23 protein-coding genes are annotated in these 18,620 nt (G+C 44.0%); 4 read left to right on the top strand and 19 right to left on the bottom strand.

The window, feature by feature from the left end; genetic code table 11:
- Nucleotides 1-219: 219 nt before the first annotated feature.
- Nucleotides 220-546, top strand: coding sequence for a hypothetical protein (locus K1X84_07520; protein MBX7151473.1), 327 nt, complete (start codon nucleotides 220-222; stop codon nucleotides 544-546).
- Between the two features lie 51 nt (nucleotides 547-597).
- Nucleotides 598-1,590: a transporter gene (locus K1X84_07525; protein MBX7151474.1), complete on the top strand. Its 993-nt coding sequence runs from the start codon at nucleotides 598-600 to the stop codon at nucleotides 1,588-1,590.
- A gap of 264 nt (nucleotides 1,591-1,854) precedes the next feature.
- Here K1X84_07525 and K1X84_07530 read toward each other — a convergent pair whose 3' ends face one another.
- Genes K1X84_07530 through K1X84_07550 form a run of 5 tightly spaced genes read right to left on the bottom strand, consistent with a single transcriptional unit; the run spans nucleotide 1,855 to nucleotide 7,022 of the window.
- On the bottom strand, nucleotides 1,855-2,628 hold the full coding sequence (locus K1X84_07530; protein MBX7151475.1) for a LytTR family DNA-binding domain-containing protein: 774 nt from the start codon (nucleotides 2,626-2,628) through the stop codon (nucleotides 1,855-1,857).
- A gap of 4 nt (nucleotides 2,629-2,632) precedes the next feature.
- A complete protein-coding gene (locus tag K1X84_07535; GenBank protein ID MBX7151476.1) occupies nucleotides 2,633-3,703 on the bottom strand; it encodes a histidine kinase in 1,071 nt (356 codons plus the stop codon).
- Between the two features lie 2 nt (nucleotides 3,704-3,705).
- Entirely contained in the window at nucleotides 3,706-3,972 is a 267-nt protein-coding gene (locus K1X84_07540; protein MBX7151477.1) for a 2TM domain-containing protein, read from the bottom strand.
- Between the two features lie 48 nt (nucleotides 3,973-4,020).
- Nucleotides 4,021-6,201: a TonB-dependent receptor gene (locus tag K1X84_07545; GenBank protein ID MBX7151478.1), complete on the bottom strand. Its 2,181-nt coding sequence runs from the start codon at nucleotides 6,199-6,201 to the stop codon at nucleotides 4,021-4,023.
- A gap of 41 nt (nucleotides 6,202-6,242) precedes the next feature.
- Nucleotides 6,243-7,022: a tetratricopeptide repeat protein gene (locus tag K1X84_07550; GenBank protein ID MBX7151479.1), complete on the bottom strand. Its 780-nt coding sequence runs from the start codon at nucleotides 7,020-7,022 to the stop codon at nucleotides 6,243-6,245.
- 245 nt (nucleotides 7,023-7,267) lie between these two features.
- On the opposite strand from K1X84_07550, the gene K1X84_07555 reads away from it, so the two are divergent.
- Together K1X84_07555 and K1X84_07560 are read left to right on the top strand one after the other, a co-directional pair.
- Nucleotides 7,268-7,720: a hypothetical protein gene (locus K1X84_07555; GenBank protein ID MBX7151480.1), complete on the top strand. Its 453-nt coding sequence runs from the start codon at nucleotides 7,268-7,270 to the stop codon at nucleotides 7,718-7,720.
- A 57-nt stretch (nucleotides 7,721-7,777) separates the two neighbouring features.
- The gene (locus tag K1X84_07560; protein ID MBX7151481.1) at nucleotides 7,778-8,899 is read left to right on the top strand and encodes an epoxide hydrolase; all 1,122 of its coding nucleotides are present in this window, start codon (nucleotides 7,778-7,780) and stop codon (nucleotides 8,897-8,899) included.
- Nucleotides 8,900-8,952: 53 nt separating this feature from the next.
- On the opposite strand, the gene K1X84_07565 is transcribed toward K1X84_07560, so the two are convergent.
- The 14 genes from K1X84_07565 to K1X84_07630 form a co-directional block, all read right to left on the bottom strand.
- Nucleotides 8,953-9,366 carry a F0F1 ATP synthase subunit epsilon gene (locus K1X84_07565; GenBank protein MBX7151482.1) on the bottom strand — a complete coding sequence of 138 codons (414 nt, stop codon included), beginning with the start codon at nucleotides 9,364-9,366 and terminating at the stop codon, nucleotides 8,953-8,955.
- 12 nt (nucleotides 9,367-9,378) lie between these two features.
- On the bottom strand, nucleotides 9,379-10,773 hold the full coding sequence (atpD, locus tag K1X84_07570; GenBank protein MBX7151483.1) for a F0F1 ATP synthase subunit beta: 1,395 nt from the start codon (nucleotides 10,771-10,773) through the stop codon (nucleotides 9,379-9,381).
- 35 nt (nucleotides 10,774-10,808) lie between these two features.
- Nucleotides 10,809-11,699 (bottom strand): ATP synthase F1 subunit gamma, encoded by an 891-nt coding sequence (atpG, locus tag K1X84_07575; protein MBX7151484.1) that lies wholly within the window; start codon nucleotides 11,697-11,699, stop codon nucleotides 10,809-10,811.
- Between the two features lie 27 nt (nucleotides 11,700-11,726).
- Nucleotides 11,727-12,098: a hypothetical protein gene (locus K1X84_07580; protein MBX7151485.1), complete on the bottom strand. Its 372-nt coding sequence runs from the start codon at nucleotides 12,096-12,098 to the stop codon at nucleotides 11,727-11,729.
- Between the two features lie 92 nt (nucleotides 12,099-12,190).
- Complete coding sequence (locus K1X84_07585) at nucleotides 12,191-12,595, bottom strand: hypothetical protein (protein MBX7151486.1); 405 nt, start codon at nucleotides 12,593-12,595, stop codon at nucleotides 12,191-12,193.
- Between the two features lie 95 nt (nucleotides 12,596-12,690).
- Entirely contained in the window at nucleotides 12,691-14,211 is a 1,521-nt protein-coding gene (gene atpA / locus K1X84_07590) for a F0F1 ATP synthase subunit alpha (GenBank protein MBX7151487.1), read from the bottom strand.
- A 36-nt stretch (nucleotides 14,212-14,247) separates the two neighbouring features.
- Nucleotides 14,248-14,796 (bottom strand): ATP synthase F1 subunit delta, encoded by a 549-nt coding sequence (gene atpH / locus K1X84_07595; protein ID MBX7151488.1) that lies wholly within the window; start codon nucleotides 14,794-14,796, stop codon nucleotides 14,248-14,250.
- 9 nt (nucleotides 14,797-14,805) lie between these two features.
- Nucleotides 14,806-15,354, bottom strand: a complete 549-nt coding sequence (gene atpF / locus K1X84_07600; protein MBX7151489.1) for a F0F1 ATP synthase subunit B — start codon at nucleotides 15,352-15,354, stop codon at nucleotides 14,806-14,808.
- A 79-nt stretch (nucleotides 15,355-15,433) separates the two neighbouring features.
- On the bottom strand, nucleotides 15,434-15,661 hold the full coding sequence (atpE, locus tag K1X84_07605; protein MBX7151490.1) for an ATP synthase F0 subunit C: 228 nt from the start codon (nucleotides 15,659-15,661) through the stop codon (nucleotides 15,434-15,436).
- Nucleotides 15,662-15,718: 57 nt separating this feature from the next.
- The gene (gene atpB, locus K1X84_07610; protein MBX7151491.1) at nucleotides 15,719-16,609 is read right to left on the bottom strand and encodes a F0F1 ATP synthase subunit A; all 891 of its coding nucleotides are present in this window, start codon (nucleotides 16,607-16,609) and stop codon (nucleotides 15,719-15,721) included.
- Nucleotides 16,610-16,659: 50 nt separating this feature from the next.
- A complete protein-coding gene (locus K1X84_07615; protein MBX7151492.1) occupies nucleotides 16,660-17,046 on the bottom strand; it encodes a hypothetical protein in 387 nt (128 codons plus the stop codon).
- Complete coding sequence (locus K1X84_07620; protein ID MBX7151493.1) at nucleotides 17,043-17,300, bottom strand: AtpZ/AtpI family protein; 258 nt, start codon at nucleotides 17,298-17,300, stop codon at nucleotides 17,043-17,045. The genes K1X84_07615 and K1X84_07620 overlap by 4 nt, the downstream gene beginning before the upstream one ends.
- Nucleotides 17,301-17,309: 9 nt before the next feature.
- Nucleotides 17,310-17,741 (bottom strand): polymer-forming cytoskeletal protein, encoded by a 432-nt coding sequence (locus K1X84_07625; protein MBX7151494.1) that lies wholly within the window; start codon nucleotides 17,739-17,741, stop codon nucleotides 17,310-17,312.
- A gap of 12 nt (nucleotides 17,742-17,753) precedes the next feature.
- The gene (locus K1X84_07630; GenBank protein ID MBX7151495.1) at nucleotides 17,754-18,596 is read right to left on the bottom strand and encodes a M23 family metallopeptidase; all 843 of its coding nucleotides are present in this window, start codon (nucleotides 18,594-18,596) and stop codon (nucleotides 17,754-17,756) included.
- Between the last annotated feature and the right edge of the window lie 24 nt (nucleotides 18,597-18,620).

Here is an 18,620-nt window from a genome sequence, read left to right on the forward strand (position 1 = left end):
ATTGCAGCTTGCATTCAAATTTTCTGACAATCCAGCCTGGAAAAAAGATAAAACCTTCAGGTCCTCATTTCTTACAATGGCCTTCACCCATTTATTGCCTCGTTGATCACCCTCCCAATTCCTGATTCTAACATCGATATTTTGTAATACAACTTTTGCCGTCGCCCTACGTCGGCAATAACGATATTTTCCTCAATGTTACAAAAGCGGAGTAGAAAAATGGAAAGCTCTAAACTTAGTTTTAGCGTACGTATAATTACAATAATGTCAATAGCCTTGATCTACGTTGCGTGCAGTAATCAACCATCACAAAAACAAAATGAAGTCGCGGACTCTGCAACGGCAGCACTTCTTGTCAGCGCAGATTCCACCGATGGCAAACAAGATCACGTTATCGATAAATGCTTAATGTGTAAACTGACTTGCGACGGCAGCGATAATTATTCGTCGATGTACGCCGGTTATACCCTCAAATTTTGTTCAAACCTGGACAAAATGAGCTTCGATCAGGACCCCAAACAAAGTGTCCTGTCAATGAAGCTTTAGTTACATTTCAATGCTTATTTAGTCGTGTACATCATTAAAAAGGAAAATAAAATGAAATCGATTTTCGTTCTACTGATAATCCTTTCCGCTTATTCGGCCACAGCCTGTGACAATTGCCAATGCCGTATGCCTTCAGCGCAATCTAAATTTACTTTCAGTCTCAATTTTCGTTATACCAATTTGTCAGACATTTATGGATCGGCACACGCCCATATATTAGAAGCTTCGCCATTCCGTTCTGCACTTTTAAAGGAATCGCAAGCTTTTCACGGCGGAGATGATTTGGAAAATGGAAGTTACGAACGGTATATAACAATGAATTGGTTGATTAATTATCGCTTAAGCGAGCGGTGGAGTTTGGGCGCTATAATTCCGCTCACAAAGCGTACGACAAAGGATGTGATGACAACCGGTTATGAAAAAGTATCGACGTTCGGATTAGGGGATGTCGGCTTAATTGCAGGCTTTGATGTTTATCATAATTCACGCCCCAATTATTCTTCGCGGATCACTATTCAGGCCGGAATAAAGTTGCCAACTGGAAAAACCAATAAACAACTTGACGACGGCGACGTGGCACACATGCATGTGCAAAGCGGAAGCGGTTCCATCGACTATATTTTTATAATCGATGCTTCTAAAGAAATAAACCGCTGGGAAATGCTTGCTGATTTTATATATCGGTATAATACGGAAGGCGCGCACCATTTCACCTTTGGCGATTTTGTAAATTACCGGGCCGGGTTACGATACTACGTCTACGATACCAACAAAAACATGATTTCAATCGATGAAGACCCCGATCGGTTTCGTATGGCGATGGGATTAAATCTCGACGGAGAATGGGAAGGGCATGAACTGGAATCTGATGAAATCATCGACAATAGCGGCGGACATACCGTGTTGATTTCACCCAATGTGCTTTTTGCCTGGAGTAAATTTTCGATAGGTTTAAATTATCAATTGCCGATCATTCACCATTTAGAAGGGCGACAATTAGGCCAATCCTCCAAGATAGTCACCGAACTATCATTTACATTTTAATTCGAAAAAGAATGGTTGATAATCTGACTTATCGGCGGAGGATTATGAAAAATAATTTCCAATTATTAATGTTACTGGTTCTAATAGTGGCTTTATGTCCGATAATGACGTCTCCTTTGAAGACCCATCAAACAGATATAAGACGACTGTAGTTCCTGACAATATATGTACAGAGCCTGACTCCGTCATTACTTTGTTTATTACAATCAAAGATACTTCTGATAACCCTGTATGTGCTAATTACATAGTGACCCATGATCGCAATCAAAGATTCAGTAACAGTTTCAATTCCTGAGCCCGGCCACGGCTGACTATTTGTTCAGTTTTGGCCGGATCATTCAGGATCAACTTATACTGTCCGTTGAACCATGGAACGATTTCGGTAATGTGATGCAAATTAACAATTGCCGACCGATGCGTTCGGAAAAAATCTTTTTGATTGAGGCGCCCCTCCAATTCATCCAATGTGTATTTCAGATCGTAGCGATGCCCGCTTACATGAGCAAACGTAATGCTGTGTTCGGTATCAAACCATAGGACATCTTTCGTTTTGATGAGTTTGATCCGTTGATTAACGCGTGTCGGTAACAATTCAATAAAAGATTGACCCGCCGATTGCATCAGATCGGTTACGATCTTTTTGACCGTTCGTTGCAAATCCTGGCCAGGTGAAATTCGTTTGAGTTTTCCTATGGCAGCCGACAAACGTTCTTTGTCGTATGGTTTAAGCAGATAATCCGTCGCATTGATTTCAAATGCGCGAATGGCGTATTGATCATAAGCGGTTGAAAAAATGACGGCAGGTACGTAATTCAGATTACGAATGACTTCAAATCCGCTAAGGCCCGGCATCTGAATATCGAGAAACACGACATCCGGTTTGAGCGATTCGATTTTTTCAATAGCCTCCAGTCCATCCTTAGCTTCGCCGATCACACTTAATCCCGGATCATTCAATTCTTCTAAAAGTCGTTTGAGTTTGTCGCGCGCTAATTTTTCATCGTCGACGACTAGAGCATTTAAGACAGTTCCTTCCATAGTTTTAGCCCCGATGTTTCCCTGGAAGAGTGAGGCGAACATTCACACCTTTTGGTAAGTCCGATTCAATCTGAACGCCAAATTGTTGGCCATAGGTTTTTTTCAAACGTTGATCAACGTTCGCCAAGCCGATACCCAATCCGTCAGATTTTTCTTCCCGCTCAAATCCGTCACCATCGTCGGCCACACTTACGATCAGAAAACCGTTTTCTAACGAAGATCGCAGTGTCAGTGTACCGCCGTTAATATTTTTGCTTATGCCATGTTTAAGCGCATTTTCGACGATAGGCTGCAAAATCAAACTTGGAACGAACAGCGTCAGCGATTCTTCGGTGATATGTTTTTCGATTTTTAAAAGATCCTCAAAACGAACACGCTCTATTTCCAAATAATTTTCGATAAAACGTAATTCTTCTTCAAGAGTAACTTCTTCCTTCTCCGATGCAATCAAAACATATCTGAAAATATCTGCAAGTTTTTGAGTGACACGATCGGCTTTTTTAGGATCAACGGCAATTAATGCGGAAATGGAATTGAGCGTATTAAATAAAAAGTGCGGGTTGATTTGCGCACGCAATGCTTTAAGCTCCGACTGTATGGCTAATTCTTTTGCTTGTTGCACTTCGGACATTTTATGGATCATTTCACGATAGAAAATCGTTGCATAAATACTGGTCGAAACGAGCAGGGTGATGATCAATCCGATAAAAAGTTGCGTATAAACAAGGCGTGCCGAACCCAAGAAATTTTTTCCGCTGATCAACGTCATAATCGTCAACACAATGTAGGTTCCAAGTAATCCTGACATGGCAAACACGCCTAATTCAATCGCAACCGTTTTGACTGACCGTTTAAAACCTGCCGGAACAATTTTTGATACGATCTTCGGCGCTGCATATCCCGGCAACAGGCGCATAACAATATAAAATACGGTCGCAACGAGAAATGAGAATTGATACGATTTCCACGTCCAGTTGGAAATATATAGACTTCCGAAAATGAACGCTGATGCCGAACTAATTCCAAGATACATTAGTATTTCATGAAACAGACGCCGTTCAAAGGACTTTTTCATGATTATTTCTCCATATATTCTCGGATTTTCTTTTCTTCCCATTCTCGGCCCAAACGACCGCCAATCAAAAACACGCGGGCAGCGTGCGACAGAATTCCGAAGCCCCACCCGAATGTGACCCAATAAAACCACCAGTAATTAGGAGAAGTTATCATATTGTAAACCACCATTAAGATATTGATCAAAAGATACGTTATCAGATGACCATAAAAATTTTTTAACTCTGAAACGCGGCGTTGCGCTTGCTGAAATTTTTCCTGATCCGTCATACAAGATTCCTTTAAAATATTGAATTATCGGTTTAACTACAATCGCATTTATAAACTTGCACTAAAACCGGCTACAATGGTTCGGTTACTGAAATAACTTTTCACTTCATTGCGTTGTGCAAAATCCTCCGAATAACTGTAATCGAGAATATTTTTAAACCCAAAAATATTCAGTCCTTCGATATACAATACAATGTATTTCCGTTCGCCGAAGAAAATGAGTTTTGAGAGACGTGAATCGATCCGCTTAAATGCCGGGAACCGGTCTGAATTTTTCTGAGCATAAACAGGTCTCCAGTATTGTCCGTCATACGATCCGGATTCAATAGGCGTGAAAGGCCTGCCGCTGGCGTACCGCGCCGTTGATGACCATTCAAATCCTTTCCCTAATCGTGTTTTCTGGACAATTTTGATGTTATGCGTGACATCGTATATCGTCGGACGACGGGTAAGAACATCCAACTCCGAGCGCTGTGTCTGAATAAAACTGTACGATATCCAGCCTGATGTGCGTCCAATACCTCCTTTGATGAAAAAATCGAGGCCCCGCGCAAAACCCTTGCCTTTACTGACATAGTTTTTTTGATCATCTTCAAGCGGCAGTTTAGTATACCATTTGTAGTATCCTTCGATTTTCAATTGTACGGCATCCATATTTTTTTCATATCCGACGACGGTATGAACGGCCTGCATAGGGTTTAAATCGGGATTTCCGGAGTTTTGATCATACATGGTTATTCCGGGATATTGATGGAACGATCCCACAGAAAATCTCAAGAATGTATTCGATGCAATTTCGTGCGCAATCGATCCACGAACATCCGCCGTCAAAGACTGCGACAATGAATGATAATCTTCACGTATGCCTAAAGACAACGACCAAAGACGTGCCAGTTTATTTTGCAATTCGACGTAATTGCCCTGCACAAAAGAATGATCGTTACTTTGAGTGCGAACACTGTCAGCGCCGGGATAAAATTCTCCCCGTCGTTTCGGAAGCAAAAAATTCATGTCATATCGGTCGAGATACGCTTCCGAGCCGAACAGCAGTATCATTTTTGAATTGATTTCGACCGTATTGTCCCATCGCAATTTTAGATTATATTCATAATTATCGCGGTACCAATCAAAAAACTCCCAGCGATTGCTGTAACCCGAAAAAGAAAGCGCCGTTTTCGAAAACCATGATTTTCGGATAACATCCGACCATAATAAGCTTGCGACTTGATTCGATGACGTCAAATCATACCGGCCTTGACTGGATTGAAGCGTGAGATCAAATTTCTGCGCATCATCGCTGTAGAGTCCAAACAATTGAATTAATCCTGTTTTTGAATAATTATAGTTCACAATTCCGGTAACATTCGACGATGTCGGATCTTCAACGACATCGAAAGCAGGCTTGTTCAATTTAAAAAGAAGGTCCGTACTCGTTTTTTTTCCGTAAAGTTGTACATTGACTTTATCATTCACAACCCGGAGAAGCCCGCCGCCGACCCCGACCATATTCAAATCGAGGTTAAATCGGTTTTGCTGGATCCGATTTTCGGTTTCAATATCCAATACGCCTGACAACGCATTGCCATACTTAACTGAAAAACCGCCGCTGGAAAAGTACAACCGTTTCATGACAGCCGTTTCAACAACCGTAAAAAGCCCGTTACCTGCCGTGTTCTCACTATGATACGGATGACTCAGTGTCGCTTGATTAATCAGAATCAGATTTTCCGACGGGCTTCCGCCACGAACAGGCAAAGCAGCAGTTTCGTCCGATTGCACAACTCCCGGCAGGACTTTAATGCTCTGAAAAATATCGGCAGCGCCTCCCGGAGTAGTATAGACATCAATTTTATTCAGCGTCACTTTACCTTCACCGCCGGTGTACGCACTTGCTTCAATGGTTATTTCCTTTAAATCGAGCGATTTCTCCTCAAGCGCTATTTCAATGAAAGCTTCATGCGGAAGCTGGATCGCTTTTTGAAAAGTTTCATAACCAATTAAAGCGGCGACCAAGGTCCGAGGACCTGGAACCGAAGTTTTAATTTCAAAGTAACCGCTGTCATTGCTCACGTCGCCGGCATAATCCCCATCTTTGAAGAAGACATTTACAAAAGCCAGTTTTTCGCCTTTGTTATCTATAATGGTTCCTTTAAAAATCATTTTTTCCTGCGCTCGTGATGGTGTGACCATCACAAAGATTGTTAACCAAAGGAATACTGTTCGTGTCATAAAGTTCTCTTTTTTTTTAAAGTCATGCCTCGAGGCAATATTTACTTTGTCGCTCCCAACTTAGCCATTGCAACTTTTGCTTGCCGTGAATCGGGGTTGATAGCGAGCGCTTCTTTATAATAAGTCATGGCCTTTTCATTATCTTTCAACTCGGCATAAGCATTACCGGTGAATGTCAGGCATTCGTCATAACCCCAACCCGGTGTTATTGACATAGAGTCCGTTACTTGTTCTTTGTAAAGCGCAATTGCTTTTTCAAATTCAGGAATGGCTTTATCCGCACCGCCGCCGAACATTGCCGGAGTATTCAGTTTGCCAATCCCTTTCAGGTGAAAAGCACGTGGATTTTTTGGATTGGCTTTAATAGCATCGTCGTAATATCCACTCGATTTCGGACCAAGCCACATTCCCGAAATCGGATTGAATGAAATTTTCATTCCTGTCAGTGTGCCGATCAATGCAAGACACTCTGAATGGTTCGGAGATAATTTGATTGCCGTTTCCAATGTCTGAATACCTTCTTCGACTAATTGTTCAGCCATCTGCTCATCTTTTTGAGAACCATACAAACTGCGTATGGTCAAACGATAATCGGCATATGCTTTCCAATACAGGGCATCAACATTGTCCGGCTCGACGGCCAGTGCTCTTTCAAAAATCGCTTTCGCGCTAACCATCTCGTCACGGCTCCATTTTTTGTAGGCCGTTTCAAATTTTACCTTGCCGTCAAGGATCATCGACTGAATTGTATTGTGATCCTGTGCCATAAGACGTGAAAAGCATAGGCTTGTCAATACGGCCATTAAGAATAGTTTTTTCATTGCGTTTTCCCTTTCGTTTGGTTGTTTATAAAATTGATTACGGTAACAATTCGTCGCTTCCCGTTTGGAACGTTGCATTAAATATATAGGCCGGATATCCGATCCGTATGGCATTTCGTCTGAATGGCAATAGGTCGGTTTGAAATGCCTGATTTGAGGATTGAATTGCAGTAATTTGTATTGGATAAAATCCTGTGAAATAGTATTTTAGTTCTTTATAAATTTGACTCTTAACTGACTTCATTATGATCAATCGTTTGATGGTATTTCTGATCCTGTTCACTGGAATTGGGTTTGCACAAAAACCGGGGGATGTGGTGGTGAGCTTTTTATGGGGAGTGCACGTCACCAATCCCCAAAAAGTCAGCGCAACGATTGGTTTGATTGGCGGAAGATTCGAGACCGATGGAAATCTAAAAGCGATTAGCGGCTTTTCAATTGAAGCCGAAGCGGGCCTCGGCGGCGCACGTGGATTTATTGGACATGCGGCATACTTCCGCCCGGCCCTATTTGGATATTCTTACGGTGTTTCGGTTCTTCGAACGTGGCGCAACCCATGGTTAGCCAAACCCGAAAAATGGTTTGTAGGCATTTCCGGCGATGCCTCATTTTTTTTCGGTAACTTCAAACTTGGTCTGTACCGCCGAACTGATAAAAATAGCATCCTGATCTCGACTGGATTTGGAATTAAGTGGTGATATAATCAGCAAAGCCAAAAGTAAGGAATCAAATTAAAACTCATAAAAAGAGAATTTATGACACCTTTCATTATCAATATTTCTCAAGCCGTTCTCGATGATTTAAAAATGCGGATCCGAAACACGCGCTGGCCAGACACTATGGACAACTCCGGATGGACGTTCGGCGCCTCATTGGATTACATGAAAGAGTTGGCTGTCTACTGGTCAGAAAAATTTGACTGGCGAAAAACGGAACATGAGATCAATTCGTATCCGAATTTTATCGCCGAAATCGACGGATACAAAGTTCACTTTCTCCATATCAAAGGAAAAGGGAAAAAAACATTTCCGCTGATCATCACTCACGGTTGGCCGGGATCATTTCTGGAGATGATGAAATTGATTCCGTTATTGACTGAAAACAAAGACTTCTCATTTGATCTTGTGATTCCGTCAATGATGGGTTATGGTTTCTCTCAGAAAATTACGGTTCCGGGTAATAACGTCGGATTGATGGCTGACGTGTGGTTTAAGCTGATGCAACAATTGGGTTATGATAAATTTGGCGCACAAGGCGGCGATTTCGGTGCCGGCGTCAGTACGGCACTCGCTTTGAAGTACCCCAATAATGTAGCCGGATTACATTTAAATTATATTCCAGGAAATTATTATCCATATTTGCCCGATGGCGAGCAATGGACCCCTGAGGAAACTCAATTCGATAAAGACGACGAGGATTGGTACCGGCGAGAGGGCGCTTATTCACACCAGCACAAAACCAAACCGTTAACGCTGGCATACGGATTACATGATTCTCCGATTGGTATGGCTGCATGGATTGTTGAGAAATTATATGGCTGGGCCGATTGCAAAGGCAACGTCGAAAACGTTTTCACCAAAGATGAACTGTTATCACACGTCATGCTGTATTGGGTTACCGAAACGATGCATTCCTCTATCCGGCTTTACTACGAGAACAGTAAAGTACCGATGCGGTTTGGTAAGAACGATTTTATCAATGTTCCTGTAAGTATTGCGCGATTTCCATTTGAAGAACCTTTCCCACCGCGCAAATTCATCGAAAGAGGATTCAATATTCGGCGATGGACGGACATGCCGACCGGCGGACATTTTGCCGCGATTGAACAACCACAATTGCTGGCCAACGACTTAATAGAATTCTTTCAAACAATTTAAAATAAAAAAACCTCATGAAAATCATGAGGTTTTTTATAAACGAATGTATAATTCTATCGTTTCAAACGTCTTTCAGCAATTCGCATTCGGTTACGAGCTCTCGCAATCGCTTGCATAGCGCCGTTGGGTTCAAGATTGCTCCGTTCTTCAAGACGCTTCAATTCACGTTCATGAGCCAACTTGGCGCGATTGACATCAATCTCGGATGCTTTTTCGCATGTTTCAGCCAACACGATGACTTTATTGTCGTGCACTTCGACGAATCCTCCGCTCGTCGCGTAATAATCGTCGTAGCCGTCGGTCTGACGAACCCGCATTTCACCGATTTTAATTGACGTAATGAACGCGGCATGATTTTTCAAAATTTCAAATCCACCATTGGTTCCAGGTGCGGCAAAATCAATAACGTCGCCACTGAAAATCACGCGCTGAGGTGTAATAATTTCAAGATGAAAAGTTTTTTCCATATGGGCTTATCCTTACGCGCGCATTTGTTTCGCACGTTCGACCACTTCGTCGATCGTTCCGACCATGTAGAACGCCTGCTCCGGCAATTCATCCATTTCGCCGTTGACAATAGATTTGAAGCCGGCAACCGTATCTTCTTTCTTGACGTAACGGCCGGGCGTTCCGGTAAATTGTTCCGCTACGAAGAACGGCTGTGACAGGAATCGCTGGATCTTACGCGCACGCGCAACGGTGACTTTGTCTTCGTCGGACAATTCGTCCATACCGAGAATAGCGATAATATCCTGCAAGTCTTTATATTTTTGTAAAATTTCCTGAACGCGTTTTGCCACGTCGTAATGTTCCTGTCCGACGATTTGCGGATCCAAAATACGCGAAGTTGAATCGAGCGGATCCACCGCGGGATAAATACCCATTTCAGCAATGGAACGAGACAACACGGTCGTTGCATCCAAGTGAGCAAACGCCGTTGCCGGCGCCGGATCGGTCAAATCGTCCGCAGGCACGTAAATCGCCTGCACGGATGTGATCGAACCTTTTTTCGTTGACGTAATACGCTCCTGCAATTCGCCCATTTCCGTAGCAAGGTTCGGCTGATAACCTACAGCGGAAGGCATACGGCCCAACAATGCAGATACTTCGGAGCCGGCTTGCGTGAAACGGAAAATATTGTCGATAAAGAGCAGCACGTCGCGGCCTTCTTCGTCGCGGAAAAATTCCGCCATGGTCAATGCCGTCAGACCAACACGCTGACGAGCACCCGGCGGTTCATTCATCTGACCGAAAACAAGTGCGGTTTTATTGATAACGCCTGAATCCGTCATTTCGTGATACAAATCGTTACCTTCGCGAGTACGTTCACCGACGCCTGCAAACACGGAATAACCGCCGTGCTGCTTGGCAATGTTATTGATTAATTCCTGGATCAACACCGTTTTACCAACGCCGGCGCCGCCGAAAAGCCCGGTCTTTCCTCCGCGCAAATAGGGCTCGATCAAATCGACGACTTTGATGCCGGTTTCAAACATTTCGCTTTTCGTCGCCAGTTCGCTCAGCTTCGGAGCAGGACGGTGGATCGGATAAAGTTTTTCAGTTTTAACAGGACCTTTATTGTCGATCGGTTCGCCGATGATATTCATCAAACGTCCGAGAACCTGATCGCCGACCGGCACTTGAATCGGATTACCGGTATCCTCGACTTCCATTCCGCGAACCAAACCGTCGGTGGAATCCATAGCCACGGCACGCACGCGGTTTTCGCCGAGATGTTGCTGAACTTCGAGTACTAATTTTTTTCCATCGACAAGGTGAACGATATTGGAATTGTAGATGTGAGGAAGGTGGCCTCCCGTGAACTCCACATCCACCACCGGCCCGATGATCTGAACGATTTTACCTTTATTCATGTTAGCTTAGCCCTTTTATCTTATAATGTTAAATTTTATTCGGCCTGTTGAAGCGCATCGGCGCCGCTGACGACTTCAAGAATTTCTTTCGTAATCGCCGCCTGTCGAGCGCGGTTGTAAAACAGCGTCAGCGTTTGAATAAGCTCACCCGCGTTTTCTGTCGCAGAATCCATCGCCGTCATACGAGCGCCCATTTCTGCGGCAAAAGATTCCAACAAAATACGCCACATCTGCACATTCAAATGTTTGGGAACAAGCGTATTGATAATTTCATATTGAGATGGTTCGTAGATATAATCGGTTTCTACGCTATGCCGGCGATCGGCCTGAACCTTTTCCGGTTCGACCGGCAGCATTTTTTCAACGATCAGATTTTGCTGCAAAGCCGATTTGAATTCATTGTAAATCACATGTACTTCATCGGCGCGGCCGGACGTATATTCCTCGACACACGCCGATACGATATCCTGCGCCGTTCCATATTGAAGATGATTAAAAAAATTGACGAACCGCTGAGCCACCGGATAATGGCGTTTGGTAAAAAATTCATCGCCTTTCCTTCCGACCGTGATCAGTTTCAAACGCCCTTCGTCATGAAAGGGTTTGAATTCATTACCGATCAATTGATTGACACGGCGAATAATGTTGCTGTTAAAAGCGCCGCACAGCGAACGGTCGGCCGTCACTACAACGAGCAAAACGTTTTTAACTTCGCGATGGTGAATGAGCGGATTTTTTTGCGCTTGAGGATCGAGCGCCAGATGTTTGATCAGAGCGCCCAATTTATACGCGTAAGGCCGGGCGGACAAAATATTTTCCTGCGCTTTGCGCAATTTTGCCGCTGCTACCATTTTCATGGCTTTCGTAATTTTTTGAGTGCTTTTGACGGTACTGATGCGTTGTCTGATTTCACGTAACGTTGCCATGCAATTCCTTAAAAATAGCCTGTGTTTTTATTGCTTTTCAGTGTCAGCGCTGTCGGAAAGGGCTTTTTCGTCCAGACTTTTCATAGCCTCTTCCATGATCGCCTGCGTCGATATATCGTTGAATTGCTTTTTCTTTTCGTCGTTTTTGTTGATCTCGGCCATCGTATGTTTAAAATCGGCGCCTGTATAGCCTAATGGCTGAGTAAATTTTTCGATTTCATCTATTGGGGCATCTTCCGGGCGTTGATATTTTTTTATAAAAACTTCATCGCCGGCCATTTTCAGAAATATTTTCACGAACGCGTCCATTGGAATCTCTTTGGGTTTTTGTGCGCACCCGGACCAGCCGAGCGCCATGATCGTGATGATCGTTGCAATGAATCCTAGTGAACGTTTCATAATCAACCTCACATTTTATGGTAAATATGAACGGTATTGTTTTGCCGGCGAATGATTTCTACCAACATCCTCAGCAAGCCTCTCGGCCTATATTATTTTGCTTCTTCTTTTTTGGTTTCGCCCGTTGCGGCTGAATCCGCGGCGCCCTGCATCATTTTGCCAAGATCCGATCCGCCCAATGCTTTCATCATTTCTTCCATCATCAGTTTACCGATGACTTCTTCAAATTCTTTTTGTTTCTTTTCGTCCTTGTCGATCATATTGGCCGTAAGTTTGAAATCGGCTGCGGTGAATCCTTCTTCTTTGGCATAAGGCTCGACTACTGTATTTTCAAGATCGTTGGGGCTTTTATCTTTTTCGATTTTGCCTTCCATAACAAGTTTCAAAGTAATTTTGGCCATCTTGTCCATTGGAATTTCTTTAGCGCTGCCACCGCAGGCAACCACGATCACGGATGCGGCGAACATCATGGCTATTACATTTAACATTCTTTTCATAACTCTCCTCTTTGTTTTTTGCCGCTCCGTGACGTTTGATCAGGGAGGACGTTTAGAATAACTGCTGAGGATGCCGGTAGAAAGGCACCCCGCGCTTACGCGCTAACTTTAAAAGTTAATTTAAATTCGGCGATTACCGTGTTCAATTGATTACGGATTTCGTCCGTCAATTCTTTTTTCGTCGCGATAGCATCCAGCAACGATTTATAACGCAATTCCATGTATTCGAGCATTTCTTTTTCAAAGCGTCGGCAATCCTGAACTTGAATTTCGTCAAGATAACCGTTCGTCGCCGCGTAAATAATCGAAATTTGTTTTTCAAAGGAATACGGTTCGTATTGACCTTGCTTGAGAATTTCTACCAATCGTGCACCACGGCGAAGCTGTTGCTGAGTGACTTTGTCGAGATCGGATCCGAATTTTGCAAAGGCTTCAAGGTTACGGTATTGAGCGAGATCGAGACGCAGACGGCCGGCTACTTGCTTCATCGCCTTGATCTGGGCGCTTCCACCGACGCGCGACACGGAAATACCGACGTTGATCGCAGGACGAATACCGGAATAAAACAAGTTCGATTCCAAAAAGATCTGCCCGTCGGTGATCGAAATAACGTTGGTCGGGATGTAGGCCGAGACGTCGCCTGCCTGCGTTTCAATGATCGGCAAAGCCGTCATCGAACCGCCGCCGAGTTTGTCGTTCAGTTTGGCCGCGCGCTCCAGCAACCGTGAGTGCAGATAGAATACGTCGCCCGGATACGCTTCACGACCCGGAGGACGGCGCAATAATAACGACACCTGACGATACGCCACTGCGTGTTTCGATAGATCGTCGTACACAATCAGCGCATGACGTCCGCTATCGCGGAAAAATTCTCCCATCGCCGCACCCGTATACGGCGCAATATATTGCAACGGTGCCGGTTCCGATGCCGAAGCGGACACAACAATCGTATATTCCATCGCATTATTTTCTTCAAGTGTGCGGACGACGCGCGCTACCGTTGATTCTTTCTGACCGATACCAACGTAGATACAATAAACGCCTTTGCCTTTCTGATTGATGATCGTATCGACCGCAACGGCAGTCTTACCCGTTTGACGATCGCCAATGATCAATTCACGCTGGCCGCGTCCGATGGGAATCATCGCGTCGATCGCTTTGATGCCCGTTGCCAAAGGTTCTTTTACCGATTGGCGTTCGATCACGCCCAAGGCTTTACGTTCAATCAACGATGTGTGTTTGGTGTGAATCGGCCCTTTGCCGTCGATCGGCTGGCCAAGTGCATTGACCACACGACCGAGAATTTCTTCTCCGACCGGTACTTCCGCAATGCGGCCCGTACGTTTGACAATGTCGCCTTCTTTGATTTCACTTGACTCACCGAAAAGCACGGCGCCTACGTGATCTTCTTCCAAGTTCAAAATCATACCGATCGAACCGTTGGGAAATTCGATCAATTCACTCGCCATCGCTTTGGATAAGCCGTAAATGCGCGCGATACCGTCTCCGATCTGGAGAACCACACCTGTTTCGTACGTATCAATCTCGCGTTCAAATTCCGCAAGCTGCTTCTTCAGGATACTGGATACTTCATCCGGTCTTAATGAAACTGCCATAGTTGAATTCCTTTATATTCTAAATTTCAATTGTTTTCAATGTGCATGTGTATTACCGAAACCTTCGCGCAATTTTTCAAGCTGCCTGCGGACGGAGCCGTCGATGACCGTATCTTCTACGCGAACTAAAAAACCACCGATGAGGCTAGGATCTTTGCGAAAAGAAAGTTGCGGCGTCTTTCCTGTCAACGATTTCAATTTGCTCTTCAGAGCTTCGATCTGATCGGCACGCAAATCAACAACGGATACGACTTCAGCGTTGACCAGGCCGAGTTGTTCATTGCGTAAATCTAAAAACGATTCGACGATTTCACCCAGAATATTTTCCCGGCGTTTCTGACACAAAACTTCCAGAAACTGGAGCGCTTCGGTTGAAACTTTTTTCTCGAACATTGATTTAATAATTTTTTTCTTTTGATCTTCCTTGATTACTGGGTTGATCAAAAAATTACGGAATTCAGGCGATTGGTCGACCGCTTCTTTCAGGCCTTGGATATCCTGCGTCAGGCGTTCCATCACTTTGGCGTCACTGGACAGTTCTAACAAAGCCTGCGCATATCGTCGTGCCGTTCGGGTACTTTTCATAGATCTTTTTTAGTTTTTATTGACCGGTAATTCTTTAATAAAATCGTCGATCAGTTTTTTGTGTTTGTCCGCGTCGAGATTGGCGCCGATGACTTTGCCGGCGGCTTCCACCGCGATCCCGGCAATTTCGTTTTTGAGATGCATCAACGCAGTGTTTTTCTCATTCTCAATTTCTTTTTTAGCCGATGCCACCATTTTATCCGAATCTTCTTTGGCTTTGACAGCATAATCGAAACGTAATTTTTCCGCCTCTTCTTTGGCTTTTTTCATAATGTCCTGTGCTTCGCGATTGGCACGGGATAAAATTTCTTCATTTTTGGCAATTAATTGTTCGGCATCGCGGCGGGCTTTTTCAGCCTGATCGAGCGAATTTTTAATTTTTTCTTCACGTTCCTGCAGCGTCTTGATGATCGGTTTCCACGCCAATTTACCAAGCAAAATGAGAAGAAGAATGAATATAATGATCGTCCAGATCATCAATCCCGGATCAATGTCAAGCAAACCGCCTTTATGCTCTCCATCGCCAGAAAGCCAAGCCAATAGCCATAACGTCTTCATAGCATCCCTGTGTTATTTTATAAATTTTGAGCCGGTAAATGGCGGGAACTTTTCGTTCCCGCCTTTACAAACGTTATTGTTATTTGAGAGCCAAAAGGATACAAATAACTTCCGCAAACAACGCCACACCTTCGATGAGCGCAGCGGAGATAATCATCGTTGTACGAATATCGCCGGCCGATTCCGGTTGACGCGCGCTGCCTTCGAGCGCCGACGCCGCTAACCTGCCGATACCCATACCTGCACCGATCGTCGCCAATCCTGCGCCAATACCTGCAGCCAAAAAGCCTAATCCTAAATCACCCATGTTCAATGTCCTCCGATTAATGTTGGTTAAAGTGTTTAATGAAAATTTTAAAATAATTTAATGATGCGCCGCTTCGTGACCAGCTTCATCGTGATGCGAATCGTGCGCATGATGCAACCCCATACCGATAAATAACGCCGATAGTAATGTGAAAATATACGCCTGAAGAAATGCGACAAATAATTCAAGCACATAAATAAATAAAGCAAAGACCACTGAAATCGGAGCCACCACAAGCGACTTCAGCACAAAGATCAATCCAATCAGGGACAAAATCACCACGTGTCCTGCCGTCATGTTAGCAAAAAGACGGACACTCAATGCAAACGGTTTAGTAAAAAGGCCGATGACCTCAACCGGCACCATGATCGGCCACAAAAGCCAATGCACGCCGGCTGTAAGGTGCTTGAGATACCCACCAATACCTTGCGCTTTGATCGCCGTAAATTGGGTCACAATAAATGTACACACCGCAAGAGTTGCGGTGACCGCGATATTGCCTGTGGCCGTTGCGCCGAAAGGGATAAGGCCAAGCAAATTCATGAATAAAATAAAGAAAAATAGTGTCAGGAAATAATTAATATAGCGATCGGTTTTGTCACCGAAATTCGGACGAACAATTTCTTCCCGAATAAAAACAATGATGGATTCGAATAAATTGTATAATCCTTTGGGAATAAGTTTTGGACGGGCAAGCACGGTAAAAACCAGAAGCAGTAGTAAAGCGACCAGCCACATCATCACGACGTGTTTCGTCGGTGAAAGATTGATGGTCAAACCAGCAATGTGAATATCAGGAAAATGCGGTAAATTTACGTATCCTAAAAAAGGAACTTCGATCTGATTGGAATTAGTAATATGATGGAGGATCGTCCCGCCGATATCGACCTTTTCGGGCGCATGGGCTAAAGAATCCTGAGCCGTTGATGCGGCAGTTGAAAACAGCATGAGCGTAGTATCCTATGATTTCGAGCATTCCGGCATAACCGCCAACAATGCTATGAGTTCTTCATCACCTTCTTCAGTTGAAGACCGCGATTGATAAAATAAATTTCGACGATTTGAAACAACAAATAATAAATTCCAAAAGCGACAACGAATAATTTAAGATCAATGTTCACTAACTTAGCCATCAGCACCAAAACAATTGCCACGAGCATGAGACGAATTCCCATACCGCCCATAACGATGCTCATGAAAAGTTTTACAGGTTTGGCTAACGCCCAACGTGACATATAAAAACCCGATAATACGTGAACCAATGCCAACCCAAGACCAGAAAGTACGATGGTCATTTCGCCGGATGTTGTCAAAAAAGAATTAAGTATCAATAACACGACAATGGCAATTACAAAAATAGTAAATAAAAAATATTTCTGATTCACGATTGTTTTTCTTTTTTTCCTGGTTTAGGCAATTCGGCGACAATCCTGAATAACCTGTAGAATCCGCCGAAAAGTCCCATAAAAATTCCAATTAAAACAAACAAAATTTTCGTCTCAAATTTTTCATCCAGCCAGTGACCAATCCATACCAGCGCTCCCAGCGTCAATGCAAATTGCCATCCCCATGTCAGGATGGGTCCTAATTGACTCGTTGTTTCACCAACGGACTTATGGATTTTTTTAGGATCGCTCACAACCCCGGTTTATGCTTGACCGGTTTTCTTCAGCTTGGATTCTATCGAATCCTTATTAGGGTTCTCAGTCATGACCAGTCCATTGTCTTTCATCGCGCATTGTCCGTCGAAAGTTGCACCTTCGTCGATCACAAGACGCCGGGCCTTGATGTCACCGGTTACAACCGATTTTGCTTCCAGCACTAACTTTTCCTGTACGACCAAATTGCCGATGACTTTACCGCCGATCACCACATTTTTGGCCGTCACATCACCTTCGATAACACCCGTTCCGCCTACGGTGACCAGATCATGACAGATGACTTGTCCTTTGATCTCGCCTTCGATACGAATGCTCGACGCTGACTGAATCGTGCCGGTAATGGACGTACCACGGCCGATTAAATTCAATCCTGAACCGGTAGGGGTTTCTTGAGGGTTGTCTTTGTTACCAAAGGCCATATAATGCCTTTACTATGGTTTGATGGTTAAACTGTCTATTTGCGATGCCGCCAAAGCCTCGCGGATCTGCGGCAAAAATTCACCCGGATCTTGTGCGATACCGTCTTTCCAAATTTCAAAATGTAAATGCGTCCCAGTTGCCATTAATCCTGTTTTCCCAACCGTTCCAATCGGATCGCCTAACTTTACGGCCAATCCTTCACGGCTCAAGATATGTTCCAAATGTTTATATACAGAAAAATATCCGTAACCATGATACATAATAATCGTGTTGCCGTAATCGGTCAACCAGTCTGCAAACATAATCCAGCCATCGGCTGTTGCTTTAACTAAAGCGCCTTCTTCGGCAACAATATCGATTCCGTAATGTGGCGCTTTCTGGTTTTCGCTGACTTCTTTATATCCACGGGCGATGAAGTTACTATTAACCGGCATCAGCGATGGAACGACGCGAGATGAAATCATATAATCTGGAATCCACAATCTTTCCTGATCCGATGCCGCGATATTTTTCGATTCGATAGGTTCATCAGCCGGTGCGTTCATTGCTTGCATAGTACTGAACATACTATTGTCGCGCTTTTCACGCGCTGCAACGCCGCTGTCGCTTTCCAATTGACCTAACAAACCGAAAACTTTGCGGATTTTTTCATTCTCTTGTTTAACCCGCCGGTATTCCCTTTCAATCGACTTTACGCGCAAATTATCCGCAGCCAATTGATCGTACTGCGTTTGAAGATCATCGTAATAAAAAACCTTATAGGCATGCGCATAATAATATATCAAAGAACCGATCAATACCAAGAAAACAGCTGCAAAAAAACCGGTCAGCCATTTGATCCGGTTAACCTTCATTCGAAAACTTTTAGGATTCGAACT

This window comes from bacterium, from assembly GCA_019695335.1.
Classification (GTDB): domain Bacteria; phylum CLD3; class CLD3; order SB21; family SB21; genus JABWBZ01.

Coding starts and splice junctions, on each gene's coding strand:
- atpG (MBX7151484.1), bottom strand. CDS start 11,699: ATGGCAACGTTACGTGAAATCAGACAACGCATCAGTACCGTCAAAAGC.
- K1X84_07580 (MBX7151485.1), bottom strand. CDS start 12,098: ATGAAACGTTCACTAGGATTCATTGCAACGATCATCACGATCATGGCG.
- atpD (MBX7151483.1), bottom strand. CDS start 10,773: ATGAATAAAGGTAAAATCGTTCAGATCATCGGGCCGGTGGTGGATGTG.
- K1X84_07550 (MBX7151479.1), bottom strand. CDS start 7,022: ATGAAAAAACTATTCTTAATGGCCGTATTGACAAGCCTATGCTTTTCA.
- K1X84_07525 (MBX7151474.1), top strand. CDS start 598: ATGAAATCGATTTTCGTTCTACTGATAATCCTTTCCGCTTATTCGGCC.
- K1X84_07545 (MBX7151478.1), bottom strand. CDS start 6,201: ATGACACGAACAGTATTCCTTTGGTTAACAATCTTTGTGATGGTCACA.
- atpE (MBX7151490.1), bottom strand. CDS start 15,661: ATGGGTGATTTAGGATTAGGCTTTTTGGCTGCAGGTATTGGCGCAGGA.
- K1X84_07555 (MBX7151480.1), top strand. CDS start 7,268: ATGATCAATCGTTTGATGGTATTTCTGATCCTGTTCACTGGAATTGGG.
- atpA (MBX7151487.1), bottom strand. CDS start 14,211: ATGGCAGTTTCATTAAGACCGGATGAAGTATCCAGTATCCTGAAGAAG.
- atpF (MBX7151489.1), bottom strand. CDS start 15,354: ATGAAGACGTTATGGCTATTGGCTTGGCTTTCTGGCGATGGAGAGCAT.
- atpB (MBX7151491.1), bottom strand. CDS start 16,609: ATGCTGTTTTCAACTGCCGCATCAACGGCTCAGGATTCTTTAGCCCAT.
- K1X84_07585 (MBX7151486.1), bottom strand. CDS start 12,595: ATGAAAAGAATGTTAAATGTAATAGCCATGATGTTCGCCGCATCCGTG.
- atpH (MBX7151488.1), bottom strand. CDS start 14,796: ATGAAAAGTACCCGAACGGCACGACGATATGCGCAGGCTTTGTTAGAA.
- K1X84_07565 (MBX7151482.1), bottom strand. CDS start 9,366: ATGGAAAAAACTTTTCATCTTGAAATTATTACACCTCAGCGCGTGATT.
- K1X84_07625 (MBX7151494.1), bottom strand. CDS start 17,741: ATGGCCTTTGGTAACAAAGACAACCCTCAAGAAACCCCTACCGGTTCA.
- K1X84_07520 (MBX7151473.1), top strand. CDS start 220: ATGGAAAGCTCTAAACTTAGTTTTAGCGTACGTATAATTACAATAATG.
- K1X84_07540 (MBX7151477.1), bottom strand. CDS start 3,972: ATGACGGATCAGGAAAAATTTCAGCAAGCGCAACGCCGCGTTTCAGAG.
- K1X84_07630 (MBX7151495.1), bottom strand. CDS start 18,596: ATGAAGGTTAACCGGATCAAATGGCTGACCGGTTTTTTTGCAGCTGTT.
- K1X84_07560 (MBX7151481.1), top strand. CDS start 7,778: ATGACACCTTTCATTATCAATATTTCTCAAGCCGTTCTCGATGATTTA.
- K1X84_07535 (MBX7151476.1), bottom strand. CDS start 3,703: ATGAAAAAGTCCTTTGAACGGCGTCTGTTTCATGAAATACTAATGTAT.
- K1X84_07530 (MBX7151475.1), bottom strand. CDS start 2,628: ATGGAAGGAACTGTCTTAAATGCTCTAGTCGTCGACGATGAAAAATTA.